At 42.9% G+C, this 20,314-nt stretch carries 16 protein-coding genes; 4 read left to right on the forward strand and 12 right to left on the reverse strand.

The window, feature by feature from the left end:
• Positions 1-22 precede the first annotated feature (22 nt).
• Positions 23-5,098 carry a PAS domain S-box protein gene (locus V7K73_RS15605; protein WP_334881442.1) on the reverse strand — a complete coding sequence of 1,692 codons (5,076 nt, stop codon included), beginning with the start codon at positions 5,096-5,098 and terminating at the stop codon, positions 23-25.
• A gap of 416 nt (positions 5,099-5,514) precedes the next feature.
• On the opposite strand from V7K73_RS15605, the gene V7K73_RS15610 reads away from it, so the two are divergent.
• Positions 5,515-6,153, forward strand: a complete 639-nt coding sequence (locus V7K73_RS15610) for a histidine phosphatase family protein (RefSeq protein WP_334881444.1) — start codon at positions 5,515-5,517, stop codon at positions 6,151-6,153.
• Positions 6,154-6,401: 248 nt separating this feature from the next.
• Here V7K73_RS15610 and bioF read toward each other — a convergent pair whose 3' ends face one another.
• The 3 genes from bioF to V7K73_RS15625 are packed head-to-tail and all read right to left on the reverse strand — an operon-like array spanning position 6,402 to position 9,027.
• The gene (bioF, locus tag V7K73_RS15615) at positions 6,402-7,586 is read right to left on the reverse strand and encodes an 8-amino-7-oxononanoate synthase (protein ID WP_334881446.1); all 1,185 of its coding nucleotides are present in this window, start codon (positions 7,584-7,586) and stop codon (positions 6,402-6,404) included.
• A 50-nt stretch (positions 7,587-7,636) separates the two neighbouring features.
• A complete protein-coding gene (gene ruvA / locus V7K73_RS15620) occupies positions 7,637-8,269 on the reverse strand; it encodes a Holliday junction branch migration protein RuvA (RefSeq protein WP_334881448.1) in 633 nt (210 codons plus the stop codon).
• Positions 8,269-9,027, reverse strand: coding sequence for a sucrose-phosphate phosphatase (locus tag V7K73_RS15625; protein WP_334881450.1), 759 nt, complete (start codon positions 9,025-9,027; stop codon positions 8,269-8,271). Before V7K73_RS15625 ends, ruvA begins: the two co-directional genes overlap by 1 nt.
• A 590-nt stretch (positions 9,028-9,617) precedes the next feature.
• Between V7K73_RS15625 and V7K73_RS15630 the strand changes: the two genes are divergently transcribed.
• Positions 9,618-9,857, forward strand: coding sequence for a hypothetical protein (locus V7K73_RS15630; RefSeq protein ID WP_334881452.1), 240 nt, complete (start codon positions 9,618-9,620; stop codon positions 9,855-9,857).
• A gap of 126 nt (positions 9,858-9,983) precedes the next feature.
• Here the strand turns inward: V7K73_RS15630 and V7K73_RS15635 are convergent, their stop codons facing one another.
• Entirely contained in the window at positions 9,984-13,688 is a 3,705-nt protein-coding gene (locus V7K73_RS15635) for a PAS domain-containing protein (protein ID WP_334881454.1), read from the reverse strand.
• Between the two features lie 296 nt (positions 13,689-13,984).
• On the opposite strand from V7K73_RS15635, the gene V7K73_RS15640 reads away from it, so the two are divergent.
• Entirely contained in the window at positions 13,985-14,989 is a 1,005-nt protein-coding gene (locus V7K73_RS15640) for a chemotaxis protein CheB (protein ID WP_334881456.1), read from the forward strand.
• A gap of 43 nt (positions 14,990-15,032) precedes the next feature.
• Here V7K73_RS15640 and xseB read toward each other — a convergent pair whose 3' ends face one another.
• The 7 genes from xseB to V7K73_RS15675 form a co-directional block, all read right to left on the reverse strand.
• Positions 15,033-15,260, reverse strand: a complete 228-nt coding sequence (gene xseB, locus V7K73_RS15645) for an exodeoxyribonuclease VII small subunit (protein WP_334881458.1) — start codon at positions 15,258-15,260, stop codon at positions 15,033-15,035.
• Positions 15,260-16,522 carry an exodeoxyribonuclease VII large subunit gene (xseA, locus tag V7K73_RS15650; protein WP_334881460.1) on the reverse strand — a complete coding sequence of 421 codons (1,263 nt, stop codon included), beginning with the start codon at positions 16,520-16,522 and terminating at the stop codon, positions 15,260-15,262. The genes xseB and xseA overlap by 1 nt, the downstream gene beginning before the upstream one ends.
• Before the next feature lie 60 nt (positions 16,523-16,582).
• Entirely contained in the window at positions 16,583-16,864 is a 282-nt protein-coding gene (locus tag V7K73_RS15655) for a type II toxin-antitoxin system RelE family toxin (RefSeq protein WP_334881462.1), read from the reverse strand.
• Complete coding sequence (locus tag V7K73_RS15660) at positions 16,851-17,120, reverse strand: type II toxin-antitoxin system Phd/YefM family antitoxin (protein WP_334881464.1); 270 nt, start codon at positions 17,118-17,120, stop codon at positions 16,851-16,853. Before V7K73_RS15660 ends, V7K73_RS15655 begins: the two co-directional genes overlap by 14 nt.
• Before the next feature lie 104 nt (positions 17,121-17,224).
• Positions 17,225-17,677, reverse strand: a complete 453-nt coding sequence (locus V7K73_RS15665) for an HNH endonuclease (protein ID WP_334881466.1) — start codon at positions 17,675-17,677, stop codon at positions 17,225-17,227.
• 8 nt (positions 17,678-17,685) lie between these two features.
• Positions 17,686-18,126 (reverse strand): hypothetical protein, encoded by a 441-nt coding sequence (locus V7K73_RS15670; protein ID WP_334881468.1) that lies wholly within the window; start codon positions 18,124-18,126, stop codon positions 17,686-17,688.
• Positions 18,127-18,138: 12 nt separating this feature from the next.
• Positions 18,139-18,672, reverse strand: a complete 534-nt coding sequence (locus V7K73_RS15675; RefSeq protein WP_334881470.1) for a hypothetical protein — start codon at positions 18,670-18,672, stop codon at positions 18,139-18,141.
• 495 nt (positions 18,673-19,167) lie between these two features.
• Between V7K73_RS15675 and recA the strand changes: the two genes are divergently transcribed.
• Positions 19,168-20,247, forward strand: coding sequence for a recombinase RecA (recA, locus tag V7K73_RS15680; RefSeq protein WP_334881472.1), 1,080 nt, complete (start codon positions 19,168-19,170; stop codon positions 20,245-20,247).
• Positions 20,248-20,314: the final 67 nt, after the last annotated feature.

Consider the following 20,314-nt stretch of genomic DNA (forward strand, 5'->3'; position numbering starts at 1 on the left):
GGGCTTCTCCCCCCTGCCTCTTTTAAGGTTGATTCTGTCCGATGAGATTAACGATCGCAGTAGCTAAATCTGCCGGATCGACGGGTTTAGGTAGGTGTTTTTGAAATCCTGCTGCCAAAGCTTTGTTGTAGTTAATTTCTCCAGCATAAGCTGTCAATGCGATCGCCGGAATTTGCCCGCCTTGTTCTGGCGGTAATTTTCTCATCTCGCGCAGCAGCATATAGCCATCCATTAAGGGCATTCCAATATCGCTTAACAAAATATCTGGCTTTGATTGCACTAGTAGTTCCAGCGCTTCACTTGCTGATTCAGCTACTGTTACAATTGCGCCATATTGTTCTAGCGCAAAGCTAAAAAACTCTCGCACATCTGCTTGATCGTCCACAAGCAAGATTTTTACTCCAGCAAGTAATGTGTCGTCAGTGCTAAATTCTGCTTCTGAAGCTTCACCACTCTCAACTCGCAACTCAGAATTTTTCAGCAAAGGTAGTCTGACTGTAAATGTTGCCCCTTTTCCTTCTCCCAGACTCTCTACCTGAACTGTACCACCGTGAAGTTCTACTAAATGACGCACAATTGCCAGTCCTAATCCTAATCCGCCAAATATCCTGGTTGTCTTGGCATCTGCTTGTCGGAAGTAATCAAAGACGTAGGGCAAAAATTCCAGCATGATACCCTTACCTGTATCAATCACCTGGATTTGGGCTTCTAACCCAACTTGCTCTAGACGCACTTCTACTCGTCCTTCTGTGGGTGTGAATTTAACGGCATTGGAAAGGAGATTCCACATTACTTGTTGCAAGCGATCGCCATCACCCAAAACTTTGCCAATATTAGGACTTAGCACCGTTTTAATTTCAATTGATTTGGCTTCGGCTGCTAAACGGACTGTTTCTAGTGCAGCTGCGATCGCTACTTTCAAATCCACTGCATAAAGATTTAAACTAACTTTACCTTGTAAAATCCGCGAAACATCAAGTAAATCTCCAATCAGTTGGGTTTGTAACTTGGCATTACGCTCGATTGTTTCCAATGCCCTGATTCTCGTGGGTTCGTCAAACTTGCGGGTTCTAAGTAACTTCGCCCATCCTAAAATGGGATTTAGGGGAGTTCTAAGTTCATGGGAAAGGACAGCGAGAAATTCATCTTTAATTCGGTTGGCTGTCTCGGCTTGCGCCCTGGCAGTTTTTTCGGCTTCATAAAGTTGAGCGCGGGCGATCGCTTGACCACACTGTTGTCCCAGTGTCAACATAAATCCCCGGTCTTCTTGATTAAATATTTGTCCAGTGTTAAAGCTTAATGCCAGTGCGCCAATTATTTTGCCTTCTGCTATCAATGGAATGGAAGCCCAGGCATTATTCCCTGTGAGAGTCACAACATCTGTTAAGTTGGGATATCTAGCAATCATGGCTGCTAAATTTTCTATAAAAATCGGCTGCCTAGTTCTGACTGTTTCCGCTATTTGGTTAGGTGCAGTGATGGGAAAATTTGCCCAGGTATCTATCATTGATTGTGGATAGCCAATTGCTTGGACAATTTTCAGGGTAGTACCAGACTCAGTAAGTAAGGTAACGGAACCAGCAGTGGCTTGCAAGGCGGCAATCCCTTGGTTCACCACAACATCAGCCACCTGTTGGGGAGTTAGGGCTTCTGAGAGGGCAGCAGTTATTTTTTGTAAAAGTATGGTGCGATTGACAGACCGTTGAGTTTCTTGGTATAATCTAGCGTTGTCAATGGCTGTTGCCGCCCGACGAGCAATATCCTGTGCTAAAGCCAAGTCTGTTTGTTTGTAGTGCCGACCTGACTCGGCTGTAAAAAAAGAGATTGCTCCAAATAATTGCCCACGAGAACGAACTGGAATCACCATTAGCGAACGAATACCCAGACTTTGCAGCAATTGCAGATGTTCGTCATCTTCAGCCATTTGTAGAAGATGAGAGTTTGATAATTCGGGATAAAATATAGATGTTCCCAACTGTAGCCGATGCACAAGCTGTTTAGCTCTATTTTTCGGTGGATAACGCCGTCGGATTTCGTCTAAAATATTTTGTTTTGTGGGATCGGCAATTGCGATCGCAATTTGTTTACTTGACCAATCTTTCTGGAAAACATCTACAATACACCAGTCGGCTAAGGTTGGAACTGCTAGATTAGCCACACTTTCCAAGGTGATTTCATAATCCAATGAGGCAGCTAGTAGGGTGCTGGCTTCGACTAAAAACTTTTGTGTGGTTTCAACTTGTTTGCGATCGCGTAGCGCAGCTTGCTGTTCGTGCAGCGCGGCTTGCCGTTTGCTAATATCCTCAATAATGCCCAATGCATACTTTGGTTGTCCCTTATCATCCCAAACTGCCGATGAAGTTAGGTTTACCCAAACAATAGAACCATCTTTGCGGATATAGCGCTTCTCTAGGGAATAACCACTAATTTCTTTGGCCAAAACTCGCCGTGCATTTTCCCAATCTACTTCTAAATCGTCAGGGTGGGTAATATCCTGACATTTTAATTGGATTAACTCTTCATGGCTGTATCCAGTAATTTCACATACGGCAGGATTAATTTGCAGAAATTGCCCATCCAACGATACCAGAGTAATGCCGACAGCTGCCTGGTTGAACATTGTTCGGAATCTTTCTTCGCTTTCTCGCAAAGCAACTTCTGTTTGCTTTGCTGCTGTCACATCTGCCAAAATAATCCCAATTCCTACCGTTTCCCCCATTGCGTTGTTGACGGGATAATAGTTACCCAGCCAGTAGCCATAACGTTCTGGTTGTTCCCTTGTCTTACCACTGATTTCTACATTCAGCAGGGGTTCTCCAGTATCCAACACGCGCTGTAACTGTAGCTCCTCCTTAGCCGCCATTTTTGGCAACACTTCGCCAAATTTGCGTCCTAGATGTTCTTCTATGGTCAAACCATTAATGTCAGCAAAAACTTGATTAATTCGGATATATCGCAATTCCCTATCTAAAAAGCATACGGCAACGGGAGCAGCTTCTAAGAACGCATCTAGAAGAGATAGAGATTCGGCATAATCAACTAAAGCCTTGTGGATATCTCGATAAAGTCGGGCATTTTCTACTGCTAAGGCAGCCCGATGGCTAATATCTGTTGCTAAAGTTAGGTCAGTGCGATCGTAGCGACGGTTTGATTGGGTGCTGACAAAGCTAATAGTGCCGAGGACTCGCCCTTGTGCAATTAACGGCACAATCATCACAGACTTTATCCCCAATTGCCGAATCAGTTCTAAATGTTCCTGATTCTGAATACCTGCCACTAGCGAGTCAGATACCTCTGTTATTAATTCGCTTTGCCCCGTTTGCAATACTCTAGTAATTGCACTTACACTATTGTAATCTGTGGCATACTCCTGAAGTTTACGCGCCAACTCCGCTTTCGATGGGTCTGCATGGGCAATGGGTAGACGGCGAATAGAACCATCTTCATTTAAAATGTCAACGCTACACCAATCAGCAAGCTGGGTAACTGATATTTTGGCGATTTGTTGCAAAATTTCTTCGTAATCTAGGGAAGTGGAAAAAAAACTACTAATTTGGGCAATATAACGGAGTCTTTCTTCAGCCTGCTTACGCTCTGTAATATCAACAACAAAAAAAGCTCCTCGATTTACACTCCCTTCAAAGTAACTACCACCGATCAAAATCGGCAAGCGTGAGCCGTCTTTACGGATATATTCTTTTTCATAGGGTGTGCAAAAGGAACTGTCTTCAAGTTGAGTCAGTGCTTGCTTATCGAGTTGCACGTACTCTGTAGGAGTTAAATGTTGCCAGTTAATCTTTCCAGAAACTAATTCTTCACGAGAATAACCTACCATATTCAGCAAGGCATCGTTGGCTTCTGTAATCCCACCGTCTCTATCCCAGAAGCCAATACCAATCATGTTTGACTCAACCACACTGCGAAACTTCCCTTCGCTTTCCCGTAGTGCTTGCTCAGTTTGTTTGAGTTGAGTAATATCAATTGAACTAATGCCTACTCCTAATAACTGCCCATCCGGTAAACACACGGGATAATAACTGACAAGACCATAACGATATACTCCAGGAGGATAGGTTTCACCGCTCACTTCCTGGTTGAGTAAGGGCTGCCTGGTTTGCATCACTTGCTCAAATACAGGCTCAATTTGGGCTGCCCATTCTGGTAGTACTTCCCTAAAGGTGCGACCAATATGTTCACTTTGCGGTACACCATTGGTAAGTGCCAACGCAACATTCGCATGAATGTAGCGAAGTTCGGTATCGAGAAAAGCCAGCCCCACTGGTGAACTAGTAACCCAAGCATTGAGTAATGCCAGAGATTCGTCTTTTTGCTGAATCGCTTGCTTAAGTTCTTGGTGCAACGTGGCTTTTTCTAGTTCTGCCTGCTTGCGCTCACTAATATTTACACCTACACAGGTAATACCTTGAATGCTATTGTCTACATCCCTTAATGGTTCAACCAGCAAATCGTAGTAACGGTTTTCTCCACCAATTGTCAGATAAACCTCTTGGCGGGTTGAAACACCAGTCTCTAGTACCTTCTGCTTAATTGCCTTCAATTGCTCTGCTACTAAGGCTGGAAATAATTCATCATCAGACTTACCCAGCATTTCCTGAGCAGTGCCTAGACCTGGAGGATTATGAATCCACTGATATCGTAAATCGCGATCCTGCTGAAAGATCACGATATCTGAACTACTTAACGCTAATCGAAATCGTTCCTCACTAACTTTCAGCTTTTGCAGATTTCCATCAGCCCAACTTTTAGCAGTCCTTAATGTCTCACCTAAGATGCTAAAGAGCAATCCAAGTAATGCAAACAACCCAATTCGCAGAAAATTAGATAAGTCAAAATTCAGAGCGTAAGCTGGGGGGAGAAAGAAGTAATCGCTCAGTAACGCAGACAAGCCGGTTGCTAACAGCCCTGATTTCAAACCACCATACCAAGCACTCACCATTACAGCGCTAAAAAACAGCAAGAAAGGAGTTCCACTCATGCTTAACCAAGGGTTTAGCATCAACATCAGCACTAATGCAAGTGCGACACTTAATACAACAATGCCATAACGCAGTAACTCGAAATAACGAATATGGGGCATGAAAATGTTTTGGAACAACCAATACTTATTGCAAAGGCTGTATACACCCTAAGTTAGTTTGTAATTTTTAGTAATTTACCTCTAGATAGATTTTTATTTATTTATAAAACTTCTTTTGTAAGAGGTTAATTACTCGATAATATAGTATCCACCAGAATTTATTACTAATCTTCTATATTTAGAACATTGGTTTGCTGCTGATCAATACTCAACTCCAAGAAATGCTGTTACCCAAGTTTATAAAAAATGTCAAAATAAATAGCTCTTACCGCTACTTTTGTCAAGGAGATCAAAAGTTTGTCAGGGGATTAACTTTTTTGGTTGATTACTTTGTCCTCCTGTCTACATAATCGATTGCGAGATTGATGGTATTTTATTTTTGCACAAACTCCTTTATCCTAATCGCTATATAAGCTATGACACTCAATTTATATTTACTGCGGCATGGAGAAACTACTTTTAGTCAAAGTGGTAATTTCTGCGGTGAAACTGATGCCGAGTTGACAACAGAGGGGATGCAGATGGCATCCGGTTTTGCCGATGTTTATCAAAGCTTGTTGTGGGAAGCGGTTTATGTTAGCCCGATGAAGCGCACAATTGCAACTGCCAAACCATTTTGTGATGCTATCGGTATGGATATGCAGTTGCGTGAGGGACTTAAAGAAGGTAGTTACGGCGAATGGGAAAGGAAGAGTAAATCGTTTGCCCAAGAGAATTACGCAGAAAACTATGTAAAATGGTTAACAGAACCCGCTTGGAATGCACCCATTGGTGGAGAAACTGCGGTAGATATTGCTAACCGTTCTATGCCTGTAATTGCTGAAATTCAAGAAAAACATCCTCAAGGTAATGTTTTAGTAGTTTCCCATAAAGCCACGATTCGGATTATGCTTTGCAGTTTACTGGGAATTGATTTGGGACGCTATCGCTATCGGGTGAATATTTTGGTCGCGTCGGTAAGTATGGTTAAATTTGACGTTAATGGCCCTTTGTTAGAAATATTAGGCGATCGCTATCATATACCCGATGGTATTCGCTCTCGTCCGGGAACATAATACGGCATTAAATAATTCGTAATTCGTAATTCGTAATTCGTAATTCGTAATTCGTAATTACGTTTTGTGACGAACGCACAAAGCCTCTCGTAGAGTTGAGTGCTGTTGTGGGGACGGCTTCCGACTCGCATTACAACGTGGGATTTAGCTGAGGCATTCAATTCGCGCTGCCCTTCTTAGACTCTTGACTTAAACTGAACATAGTTCGTTAACAGGACTATCTTCAATTAATCCCCAACCTACTGCGATCAATTCACATAAAATTCGCTGTAATTGACATCCTTCAGGACTGTTACCAATTTTTCAATATGTGCTGCTTCATGAGTTGCCATTAAAGATATTCTAATTCGACTTATCGGCACTGTGGGAGGACGAATTGCTGGGGCAAAAATGCCAGCATCTTTTAGCTGTTTTCCAGCTTTGAGGGCATTTGTCGCACTGGACAATTGAAAACATAATATAGGTGATTCCGAAGGCAGTAATTTTAAATTAGGTAATTGTTGCAGCAAATTTTTCAAGTAATGTACATTTTGCCACAATTGGGTACGGCGTTGCGGTTCTTGTTGGACTATCTTGATTGCTGCTAAAGCCGCCGCCGTATCAGCCGGTGAAAGTGCAGTTGTGTAAATCCAAGTGGGTGCGCGGTTCCGTAAGAAATCAATTAGGGCGCTACTTCCTGCTACATATCCGCCTAGACTACCTAAAGCTTTACTCAAAGTGCCAACTTGAATTAACTGCTTTCCTGTACATCCAAAATGTTCGACACACCCAGCGCCAGTTTTTCCTAGTACTCCAGTGGCATGAGCTTCATCAACTAGCAGCATACAGTTAAATTCATCAGCGATCGCCAATAGTGCTGGCAACGGACATAAATCGCCATCCATGCTGAAGACAGTATCAGTAAGAATCAAACAGCGTCGGTAGTTTTGTCGCTGTTGACTCAACTGAGTTTTTAATACTGCCATATCACAGTGTGGGTATTCCACAACTACTGCACCACTGAGAATTGCTCCATTTTTCAGACTGGAATGATTGTACTGGTCAGATAAAATTAAATCACGCTTGCCTACAAGGGCGGTAATTGTACCCAAATTGGCTAGATACCCGGAACTAAATACCAAGGCATCTTCTGTTTGTTTGGTAGATGCGATCGCCTCTTCTAATTCTCTGTGTAATTCCTTATGCCCACTGAGTAATCTAGAACCAGTACTACCAGTTCCAAATTTTGCGATCGCAGCAGTTGCGGCTGCGATTAACCGCTCATCCCCAGTTAATCCCAAATAGTCATTGCTGGCAAAATTAATTACCTCTTGCCCAGCTAAAACTACCGTTGCACCCGGACGGCCGTTGATAGGTTGTACTGAACGATACCAGTCAGCCCGATGAATTGTTGCTAAGGACTGTTCTAGCCAAGCATAGGGGTTGGTGGGCATGGGGGCAGGGGGAGAATGACAAATGACAAATGACAAATGACAAATGATAATTAAACTTGTTCGCTGCTGAGATGAGCGATCGCTTGTTTAATCCAATCTTCGACATAGGCATCTTTGGGTAATCCGATGTCTTCGCTGACGACATGCAGGGCGTGACTGACTTCATGGGCAGTATATCCTAAGGCGAAGAGGGTCATTTGCACCTCTTCGAGAATTCCTGGTGCTGGCCCGCCTGTGGCGACGAAGAACCCGGCTGATTTGCGCCACTCGACTAATTTGCTTTTTAGTTCCAAACAGATGCGTTCAGCGATTTTTTTACCGACACCGGGAGCCTGAATTAATATTTGTGTATTGCCGGCGATAATTGCTTGGACTAAATCTGGTAGTTCCAGAGTGTCTAAGAGGGCGATCGCTAAGGCTGCACCAATACCGGTAACAGTCAGCAAGTGACGAAATAAATCGCGTTCGGCTGGGGAAGCAAAGCCATAAAGTAACGGTACTTCTTCACGAATTTGGAAATGGGTAAAAATTTGCGTTACTCCTCCCGACTCTGGTAAATGGTTTGCTAGCCGTTGGGGAACTTGCAAATCATACCCCAAGCCATTCACTTCCAGAGTCAGAATCACGCGATTAGCGCCAATTGTTTGGATACCAGCGACTATACCTTTTAAATAACTAATCATTACAAAAAACCAAAATAATTTAATCCTTCGATAATTCCACCTGCACAAAAACATGAAGCCAGGTAGCGGTGTTCAGAGGGATGCTCATTGTGCCATTGAAGTAACTCTTTTCGGGCATTCCCTACAATGATGCCCCGTGCGTTGCCTACAGCAAATAAAGCAATATCATTACCCGAATCACCACAGACAACTGTTTGTTCTGCTGCAAATTTCCACTTCTGGCGTAAAAACTCCATTGCCTGACCTTTATCGCTGCTATGGGGTACAATGTCAAGGTCAATACCGCTACTGTAGATTAACTTTACATTTAAATTAGATTTCTGCAACTCTGCTTCAAGTTGTGGTATAACATTCGCAGATGCATCCTGTTCTAGAAAACAACTCACTTTAAAGGGACGCTGTTCGGAATCTGGTTGCCGAACTAACTCACGGTATTTCTGGGTAATAGATAATACAGTTTCCCGTTCCCATCCCGGAGAGACGATTTCTGACCAACCAGAGTCGGGAGTATCTGTACCATCAAGGTAAATTTCTGTACCCACAGACAGGACGAGGGCATCGGGTTGCAAAAGATTTTTTTGAGCTTGGAGTTCTTTGTAAAGTACAGGCGATCGCCCAGTAGAATAAACAATTTTAGTGCCGTATTCTTGGCGATGTTGACTTAGTAGTTGATTTAGTTCTGGCAAAGCGCTGTCATCGCCCACAGTGCGATACACGAGGGTATCATCTAAGTCAGTTACAAAAAGAAATTTAGCCATAACCACCTTTTAATGCATCGTTTTACATCAAAAAGTTTATGTCCTTTTTGCACTTATCTAAATAAAAGATAGATGTAGTCTGCTTTAACAAAAAACTCAGGAGACAGAGAGGATAGTATTTCTCTTGCAAAAACTGCCTTTGTTATTATATTTCGCGTGATAAATAGATTTATAAGTTCATTACAATGATTGCTACAAATGCTTAAGGGTTTCTTATAAATGGAAGAACATTTGTTGCAAAGTATTAAGCATTTGCAAGAAGTAATTATACATTTGCTGCAAATGCTAAAGGATTTCTTATAGATGGAAGAACATTTGTTGCAAAGAATTAAGTATTTGCAAGAATTAATTATACATTTGCAGCAAATGCTTAAGTGTTTCTTATATATGGAAGAAGATTAGCTGCAAACGCTCAAACTTTGGCAACTAAACCTTATCTAAGTTGAGAACCGTAGTTTTCACCCTCTCCCTAAATCCCTCTCCCAAGTCTGGGAGAGGGAGTTTGAAATTCTGGCTCCCAATTCTGGCTCCCAATTCTGGCTCCCGATTCTGGCTCCCCTTCTCCCAGATTTGGGAGAAGGGGTTGGGGGATGAGGGCAAATCCTTTTGATCATGGAAGAACTATTGTTAGTTGGTTCAGCTTGCAAAATGGTGAATACGTAGCGCTGATCCCAAATGCGTCAGGGATAGTTCAAAGTCAAGTGTTTCCGGGATTGTGGCTTGATGTATCAGCATTAGTTGCAGGAAATATGCAACAGGTGTTGGCAGTGTTGCAGAAAGGGCTAAGTTCAGTGGAACATCAGATGTTTATTCAGCAGATAAGTACTTAGGGACTGACAATAAAAATAAATTACTCAAATAAACGAACCACAGAGGCACAGAGAACACAGAGGAATAAGGAGGAGAAAGTTTTTTGGGTATTTTTTTATTTGGAAGTTACCTAAACCGAATCATTTTCAGGAAGGGGATGGTTTAGTATGTGCAAGTGCTACCACAGCTTGAACTAACTCTTCTGGATCAAGGGGCTTGATAACGTGGCGTTGATAGCCACTGGTTATGGCTTGCTGGTAATCTTCAACTCTGGCATAAGCAGTCAAAGCGATCGCGGGAATCTTTCCGCCTTTTTCGGGGGTTAAAGTTCGGATTTGTTGAATTAGGGAATAACCATCGACTTCGGGCATCCCAATATCACTGATTAAAACATCGGGTTGAAAGGACTCTAGGTTTGCTAACACTTCTGCCGCAGAGGAAACAGTCAAGACTTGCGCTCCGTATTCAGCCAGCAATACTGTTAATAGCTCACGCGCATCAGCATCATCATCAACTGTGAGGACTCTAATCCCCGTAAGTTCGAGTGCTTGTTGTGACAACTCATCTATCTGGTTGATTTCCGGTTGAACATTCAGCAGTGGTAACTGGACTGTAAAGGTGGCTCCAAAGCCAACACCTGGACTATCAGCCGCGATCGTGCCGCCATGAGCCTCAACTAACTGCCGGACGATCGCTAACCCCAATCCTAACCCGCCATACTTGCGAGTAATTGAGACATCTTCTTGACGGAATGATTCAAAAATATAGGGGAGAAAGTCAGGGGTAATACCTTTGCCAGTGTCGCTGACGATAATTTGTGCTTGATCGTCGGCTTGCTTTAGTCGGATTTCTACCCGTCCGCCTTTGGGAGTAAACTTGATAGCATTAGAAAGTAAATTCCAAACGATCTGTTGCAGGCGGTTGGAATCTCCAGAAACTTGCCCAATATTTGGCAGTACTGGATGTAATAGTATTGATTTAGCAACAGCTGCTGTACTTACCGTGTCGATCGCAGATTCAATCACAGATGCCAGATTCACAGGAGCGGCATCGATGCTGAGTTTGCCGCGCAGAATCTTGGCGACATCGAGCAAATCATCAATCAGTTGAGTTTGCAGTTTAGCGTTGCGTTCGATGGTGGCTAAAGCTTCAGCTGTTCTGGTTTCATTAAATTTGCGAGTTTGCAGCAGTTTTGTCCAGCCGAGAATCGGGTTGAGAGGCGATCGCAATTCGTGAGATAAGATAGCTAAAAACTCATCTTTGATGCGATTGGCACGTTCTGCTTCGGCTCTGGCTGTTTGCTCTAGCTGGAATAGGCGATCGCGTTCAGTTTCGAGTTGTTTTTGTGCTTCGATATCAGTTGCACTGCCAAACCATTTCACAATTTGACCTTGCTTATCCTTTTGCCCAATTGCTTGGTGTAGATACCAGCGATAAACACCATCTGCCCGCCGCATCCGACCTTCGGCTTGATAAGAAGTACCCTGTTGTACTGCCTCGCTCCACTTTTGAGCCATAATAATTATATCTTCTGGATGGACAATCTCTTTCCAGTCGTTGGTGTAGGCTTGTTCTGGCGTTAATCCTGTAAATTCCAACCAACGTTGATTGACATCGATTAACGCTCCTTCTGCGTTGGCTGTCCAGACTAATTGCGGGATTAATTCTGCCAAGCACCGATAACGTTCCTCGCTTTGGCGTAATGCTTCCTCTGCTTGTTTGCGGTCAGTTATATCATGATGGATGCCTGCCATCCGAAGTGCATTGCCCTGTTGATCGCGCAAAACCACTTTTCCGTGGTTGGCAATCCATTTCCACTCCCCAGACTTGGTTAACATCCGATATTCAAATTTGTAAGACACCGAATCGTCCTGAAGGTGAGCATTCAAGCGTTCCATCACCCAAACTTTATCATCAGGATGAATCAGTAGCTCCCAACTGCTAAAGTTGCCAGGTAACTCTCCTTGCTCATATCCCAGCATTTCCAGCCATCGGGAACTTAAATAATCTTCATTGGTAACAATGTTCCAATCCCATAGACCGCCACCAGAACCTTCCAGTGCCATTTGCAGGCGTTCTTCACTGTCTCGCAGGGACTGCTCTACCTGTTTGCGTTCGCTGATGTCTTCGGCAATACCTGCAAACCGATAAATCTCTCCTGTTTGATCTCGAAGTGGAAAGCAGCGATCGTGAACCCAGCGAATACTACCATCGGGTAAAATAATCCGGTATTCCCGATCAAATTTACCTGCGACAGCTTTTTCATGAAACGCTCTATCAGTCGATTCTCGATCTTCTGGGTGGATACGCTCGACCCATGATTGTCCTTGATACAATTCTTCCGGGTTTAATCCCCAGAGGCGTTGATAAGCAGGACTGACATAGCTGACTCGATTTTCCGACACTTCTGCGATCCAGAATACTGCATCAATATTTTCTGCAAGTTGCCGGAAACGTTCCCCACTCTCGCGCACAGCTTCGGCTGACCGTTTGCGTTCGGTGATATCTATATCAATACCAGCCATCTGCATCGGTTGCCCCTGTTGGTCGTAGAACACCTTGCCTTGACTCAGTGTCCACCGAATCTTACCGTTGGCATATACTACCCGAAATTCAATGTCATAGTCTTCTCCAGTGGCGACAGCACGAGCTACAGCTGCCAGCACGCGATCGCAATCGTCAAGGTGTAACCGCGCCACAAACATCTCTAATGAGCCGTCAAACTCTCCTGGTTGCAGTCCAAATAAGGCTTCTAGGTTATCTGACCAAGAAATTTTTCCCGCCTGGATGTTCCAGTTCCACGTTCCCATTCGAGAAGCTAACAGTGCCAATCGCAGCTGTTCTTCGCTTGACCATAGTTGCGTTTCTACCCGTCTGCGATCGGTCAGCCCATTCTGTACCTGCTCATAAAGTTCCGTCTGCCGAATTGCAATGGCAACTTGACTCGCCACTTCTCTAACCAAGTCAATCTCTAAGGGCTGCCACCTCCGTGATATAGCATATTTATGGACAATGAGCAACCCCCAAAAGTAGTCACCATAAATAATCGGCACGACCAGATTAGCTTTCACTTGATGAGCTAATAATTCCAGGTGGCACGGAATATCAAATATTGCTGTTACGTCTTGACTATAGCGTTGGATATAATTTTCAATAAAGGCGGGAACGGAGCTTATTTCTTGTCGATTCCATCCAAGGTAGTTTTCAGCGAGGCAGGGATCATATATAGTCGAAGAAAGCAGCGATCGCCACTCTGCCCCAACCGATTCTGCTACGACTGTACCATTGCCGTCAGGTTTGAACCGAAACACCAAAACCCGATCGGTGTGAAGAAATTCTCTGACTTGGGTTACGATTGTCTGGAGAATTTCATCCAGATTCAGCGATTGGTGAATTTTCTGGGTAATATATGAGACTACGCGTTCTCGTTCAATCCGCTGTTGTAGTTGGGTGTGTAGTCGCACTGTTTCAATGGCCCCATTGACTGCTATTTGCAGCCCTTCTGGGGTAATTTGCTCTTTGACAAGATAATTTTGTGCGCCCGCTTTGATGGCTTGAAGTGCGATCGCTTCATTGCCCTCTGCGGTGACGACAATCACAGGTAGGCAAGGCTGTGGGGCCATGAGTTGCAATTGAGCCAGAAATTCCAGTCCGTCCAGGTCGGGTAGTCGATAATTAAGTAAAACCGCATCTGGCTGGTGTCGCTGCCACAGTTCTAGTGCTTGCACCCCTAACGTTGCTTCCAGAATAGTATAGGAATATTGGCGATCGCGCAGCAAATATTGCCGATACAGTTCTCGATCTTCTGGGGAATCATCGACAATTAGGAGGATGCGCTGTTGCTGAGACATCGTAAATTAATTGAGCGGATAGAGTTAAAGCCCACATTCCGCAGATTATCATAGACAAATCAGTGTTTTGAAAATAGCCCTAAAATCCTCATTTATGTAAAGATTTTACCAGAGCTTCCTACTTCAGACATGGGATGAAAGCTAGCTGAGTCTTTTAGGACTGGAGAGTGTCAATCCTCAAATGAAGAATAAATTATCTTAAAGCTAGGTGAGCAAATTCTTTGGCTGCGTTATGATAGTTAACGCCAGTAAATATTGCTTTTGTTGCTCATGCTGATAGTGAAATCGTTACATAAATGCTTGAACAGAATATTATAGTTGTTGGAACATCAGCAGGTGGAGTTGAGGCGCTGACTTATCTAGTTAAGAATTTGCCGCCCGATCTCAATGCTGTTGTGATTATAGTTCTTCATGTATCCAGTCACGGTACGAGTGTTCTACCAAAAATATTAAGTCGCGCTGCCAACTTACCAGTGTCTCATGCTCAAAACGGGGAAGCTATTGTTCATGGTAGGATTTATGTCGCTCCTCCTGACTACCACTTACTGGTAGAACAAGGATATTTGCGTTTGACGCGGGGAGCAAAAGAAAACCGTTGTCGTCCCGCCATTGATCCATTGTTTCGCAGTGCAGCGCGAACCTATGGGCAGCGAGTGATTGCTGTGCTACTAACAGGTATGCTTGACGACGGCACTGCCGGACTAATGGCTGTTAAAATGCGGGGCGGTGTGGCAATTGTCCAAAATCCCGACGATGCTTTGTTTTCTGATATGCCACGTAATGCGATCGAGAATGTAGAGGATATTGACCATATTGTGCCACTTTCAGATATTCCTTCTATTTTGGTAGGTTTAGTTAATATACCAATGGAAATAGAACCAGAAAACCCCATACCTAGCAAGATGGAGTTTGAAACTGAAATAGCGCAATTGAATTTAGAAGCAGTAGAAAATGAAAGCGATCGACCCGGTAAAGCATCAACCTTTGGCTGTCCTGACTGCGGTGGTATCCTTTGGGAAGTCGAAGAGGGAAATTTGTTGCGCTTCCGGTGTCGCACGGGTCATGCTTATTCAGCAAAAACTTTGCTGAATAAGCAGTCTGATGCCATAGAGGAGGCGCTATGGATCGCTTTGAGGGCATTGGAAGAGAAAGCTTCTTTATCACATCGCTTGGCTTTAAGGATGGAGGCTCGCAACCTCCCATTCGCAGCACAAAGATTGAAAGAGGAGGCGCACTCTGCTCTTGAGCGCTCCGCCATTATTCGAGAAGTGCTATTGAAAGACGATGTAAACAAAGGTTAATTAGTTATTAAACCCGAACAACCGCACCAGCCGGCTCTGGCTTCTACTCATCGCTTAACGTTTCAATCAACAACTCTACCTGTTGCTGTCGTTGCTGCAAAAAACTTTCGCACTGACGCAAATACTCAACAGCACTTGCGAATTGCTCAAACACAGCTTCCAATTCCAACTCACCCGATTCAATACCAGCGATGATTCCCTCTATTTCAATAACCTTTGCCTCATAATTCCAACCTTCCTCAGAACTAGAAGCACTCTTACGTTTAACCATTAACCTCTCTGTGTCCTCTGCGTCTGGAGCGGTTCGTTTACTTCCATAACCTTCACTTTAACCCCACCCTGCCCCAACTGAATCAACAAATCTTGCCCCACAGCCAACTCAGCAGCAGAACGAGCGATCGCTCCATCTTCTTGTCTCACCACCGCATAACCACGCTGTAACACCGCTTTCGGGTCAAGACTAGCTAACTTTTGCCGTAATAATTCTAAATGCTGCGTTGCTTGCTGCGATCGCCCGGTTGTAATTTGCACCAAATGCTGACGCTTCCAAGCTAACTTTTCCACCTCCAGCTGCACTTGTCGATCTAACCGCAAACGTCGCAAACGATTTCTTAATACTTGCAATTTATTAAAAGCATTTTCCCCAGAGTCATGCACCGCCTCATGTAAAGCTACAACTCGCCCCCGATGCTCAGTATACAACTCTGAAAGTGCTGGCACAACCATTTCCGCCGCCGCAGTGGGTGTATGCACACAAGCATCTGCGACTAAATCTGCCAAAGATTCATCTCGTTGATGACCGATACCAGTAATTACAGGAATAGAACAACTAGCAAGCGATCGCACCACACGTTCATCATTAAAACAAGCCAATTCCTCAACCGCGCCACCACCCCGCGATAAAATTAGCACTTCGGCGCGTCCATCCTTTTCCACCCGTTCAATTGCTTTGACGATAGATTCCGGCGCTTGCTCACCTTGGACTGTAGCCGGAGAAAACAAAACGTGTAAACCTGGATACCTTTGTCTGAGAGTCTTTTGAATATCACCCCAAGCAGCAGCCGTTGGTGAAGTGACGACAGCGATCGTTTGGGGGTGGGTGGGGAGCGATCGCTTTCTTTGCGTGTCGAACAATCCCTCAGCCAGCAAGCGATTTTTTAGTTGTTGATAGCGTAGCGCCTGTAAACCAACACCAGCAGGTAGAGTCTGCCAAATTGATAACTGATACTCTCCCCGTTGCGGATAGAGGCGAATACTACCCAAAATGATTATTTGCTCACCGGGAACGGGTATCTGAGCGAGTTTTGGCAATTGGCTATTCCATACTACACACTTAATTCCGGCGGTGCGATCGGTATCTTGCAGCGTAAAAAATAAACCACTGCGATGGTGATTAGCACTAGAAACTTCACCAGTTACCCAAACTTGCCGTAATTGTTCATCTTGCTCTAACAGCAAGCGGATATAGTCAGTTAATCCAGAAACTGAAAGTGCCGTATGGAGAATCAGAGAGTCGGGAAGGTCAAAAGTCATCAAAGATGCCTGAAAGCATTTGTGCTGGAGCGATTTTAGCATTTTAATGAAAACAGAAGTTTATGCTAGTAAACGCTTTAATCTTTTGTAGACATCATCATCATTACGCTTACCGACTAAAATCACTTCTACTAAATCTTGATCAGGAAAATACCTGTAAACAATTCGATATTCACCACTATCAACTCGATATAAACCCTGATAACCAGATAGTTGCTCACTATCAGCAGGTTTTGGCTCAACATTCAAAGCCAAAACCTTTTTGGCAATCTGTGCTGCTATTTTAGGCTGCAAACCGTTCAGAAAATCAAGAACAGTTGCTAGACCATCAAGCTTCGCCATTAGCTAAATGCTCTAATGCAGATGTAAAAGCCTCCGCACCAATCATTTTGGACTGACTCAGAGCAACTTCAGCTGCTTGACCAAAAACCATATCCTCTAATTCTTCCAGCCGATTAATTAATTTTTGGTAGCTCTCGGCTGAAATAATCACATGACTAGGCCGTGATTGCTTCGTTAGTAGAACTGGCTCAATAGCAGCCTTATCAAAAACCTCACCGTGTTTGTTGCGAGCATCAGTCAGAGTGTAGGTCTGCATAGTAATTGTGACTATTTTAGCCCTTTTGACTATATTTTAACAGATAAAACTTCTCACCTTAATTCTGGATCGAGATAATCCAGTATTCATTATTGAATGTTAGTTTAATCCTTCAAAGACTGGAGTAACTGGGTAGGACGTGCCATCTTCACAGCAAGATAAACATCGGGATAGTGAACAAATATATAGTGTTCATACTTGTACCAATGCATTTCACCCTTTTCTTTGTTACAAACCCGGCAAATGACCCATAAATTCTTGAATTCCATTGATAACCAAGGATACTGTGAGCGAGGTAGCTTGTGATCTATCGTCTTACCACCTTTGTCAGAGTAATGAGATCCACAAATTGGACAGTACCAATTGGAATTTTCTCTCACCCAATCTTTACTATCTTGAGTTGTACCACACTCATAATCACCATTAACATATCGCCAGTAATCGAATTTCCTATAAGTTTCAAAATCTTGATGAGTTAGCCTGTGATATCGCTTGTTACCAATTGTGTCCGCAAGCTCAAATAATTCTTTAAGTTGTTTATCTTCAATATTAACCATCTTGATTGCTAAAAATTGACTGTTTTATATGTCTTTTGATTACGCTTATTTTTATATTTGATATTAGTATTTTGACTAAAATCAATAAATTCCATCTCAGTATCAGGATACTGCTTATCTATTTCTTCTCCTACCTCGTTAACTTCTTTAGATAAGCTCTGGTTATATTCTTTTATTTCTTGATTAGTGAGATATTTATTGCCAATCCGATCGGCCTCAATAAATAATTCTTCAAGCGTCAGTTCTTCAATATGATAATTACCGATAAATTCCTCTATTTTTTGATAAAGGTTAATAACATTATCCCAACCAATATTTTTGTAAAAGTTTTCTTTTAGCCAAATTTGGTCTTTTTTATGAAGCTTACTTCGATTCTTTGAGTTAGCAAGTTGAACAACTCGATAACTCATTTTTCTAAAATTTCTTTTTTTATCTTTTTGAGAAGCCATATAGTCAATTTTTTATCCTAAAGTCCATTTGAAAAAAGTAATTACTGCTTTCCGAATTTCACTATCTTCATATTTAAGAATTTCTTTAGTATTTATAGCTAGTTTAAGTCTAATTTGATCGACTAAATTTTTTAGAGATTTATTGTCTTTTTTGAGTTGTTCATTAACTCCGGTTAAAATTTTGTTTTGAGAATATATTGTTTTGATCTCAACTTCTAAAATATTATTTCTTTGAGACAAGCTTTTAATTTCAGCTTCGTATTTGTCTCTTTCCTGTTTTGGATACTTTTTAACTTCGTCAAATTTGGCAGCATATTCCTGCTCCTTCAACTCAATCTCTTTAGTTTTCTTCGTTACCAGACCTTTCTGGGCAGCTTGAAGACGCTGACGCTTAATTAATTCAGAACCAGCAAAAGCCGAAATAGCTCTGCGAATGGTAATTTCATCAGGATTAGTACTAAAATCAATTACTTCCAAAGCACGCATAGCATCTGCTTTTGTCCATCCCTCGCTTTCAAGTAGCTTAATAGACTGTGATTTATTCACGTTTGCTGAAGATAATTTATGTAATTTATGTTACTATGACATCAAGACATTATCTCCATGCCAACAAGCCGGATTCAGTCATAGCAGTAACTTTACTAAACTTATCGATGCTGGAGACTACTTAGTTTTTGGTTGTGGTCAATCGAGATTTGACGAGCGATGTCTACGACGGGCTATTCGGCGTCGCACCACGATAGAGGTTTTCTATCTCCAAAATAAAGCAGTCTCATTATGTACAGTGCATAAGGTCAGTTGTTTAGATAATTTTTTGTTGAAAACCTCTTGCTTACCTAGCGAAAAAAAGCTATCTCTGAATGCAAGTTGGTATCATCATGCAAGACTACCCTAATCTGGTAGCGATCGAGTTACGATCTTGTTACACCCCTTTTTTGATTTGAGAAGTCCTATTCCAGAATTTTCTGGTTAAAATAGTATATCTGTTCTACTCAAACTCCCAGAGCAACACTCCTTAAAACCATATATTTAGAGGCAAGAATGGCTATCAACACCGATACTTCAGGCAAGCAAAAAGCGCTGACTATGGTACTCAACCAGATTGAGCGCAGCTTTGGTAAAGGAGCAATCATGCGCCTGGGCGATGCTACCCGGATGCGGGTGGAAACAATTTCCAGTGGGGCGCTTACCCTAGATTTAGCATTGGGTGGTGGTTTACCCAAGGGGCGGGTAATTGAAATTTATGGGCCGGAAAGTTCCGGGAAGACTACAGTAGCGCTACATGCGCTCGCCGAAGTGCAAAGAAATGGCGGTATTGCTGCCTTTGTTGATGCTGAACACGCCCTTGATCCTACTTATGCTGCGGCTTTGGGTGTAGATATTGACAATTTGCTGATTTCCCAACCTGACACAGGCGAATCAGCTTTGGAAATTGTCGATCAGCTGGTTCGCTCTGCTGCGGTTGATATTGTAGTCATTGACTCAGTAGCAGCACTGGTTCCCCGCGCTGAAATTGAAGGCGATATGGGTGATGTTCACGTTGGTTTGCAAGCGCGGTTAATGAGCCAAGCCCTACGTAAAATTACGGGTAATATTGGAAAATCCGGTTGTACAGTAATTTTCATTAACCAGTTGCGGCAAAAAATCGGTGTTACTTACGGTAGCCCAGAAACCACAACTGGTGGTAACGCATTGAAGTTTTACGCTTCGGTACGCTTGGATATTCGCCGGATTCAAACCTTGAAAAAAGGTACAGATGAATTTGGGAACCGCGTTAAAGTTAAAGTTGCTAAAAATAAAGTAGCGCCGCCTTTTAGGATTGCGGAATTTGACATTATTTTTGGCAAGGGAATTTCTACCTTGGGTTGTATTGTAGACTTGGCAGAAGAAACTTCTATTATTGTCCGCAAGGGGGCTTGGTATAGTTACAACGGTGACAATATCTCCCAAGGACGAGACAACGCCATTAAGTATCTAGAAGAAAAACCAGAATTTGCTGAAGAAATTAAAAAACTGGTGCGTGAAAAGCTAGATAAAGGTGCTGTTGTTTCTGCTAACTCTGTAGCTAAAACCAGTGAAGATGATGAAGAGGAAGAAATTGATTTAGAGCCAGAAGAATAAGGAATGCGGATTTATCTGCAACTTTTAATATGTAGTGGGTTACATAGAGAGCTAACCCACCTTTTTG

Source organism: Nostoc sp., assembly GCF_036916975.1.
Taxonomy (GTDB): Bacteria; Cyanobacteriota; Cyanobacteriia; order Cyanobacteriales; family Nostocaceae; genus Nostoc.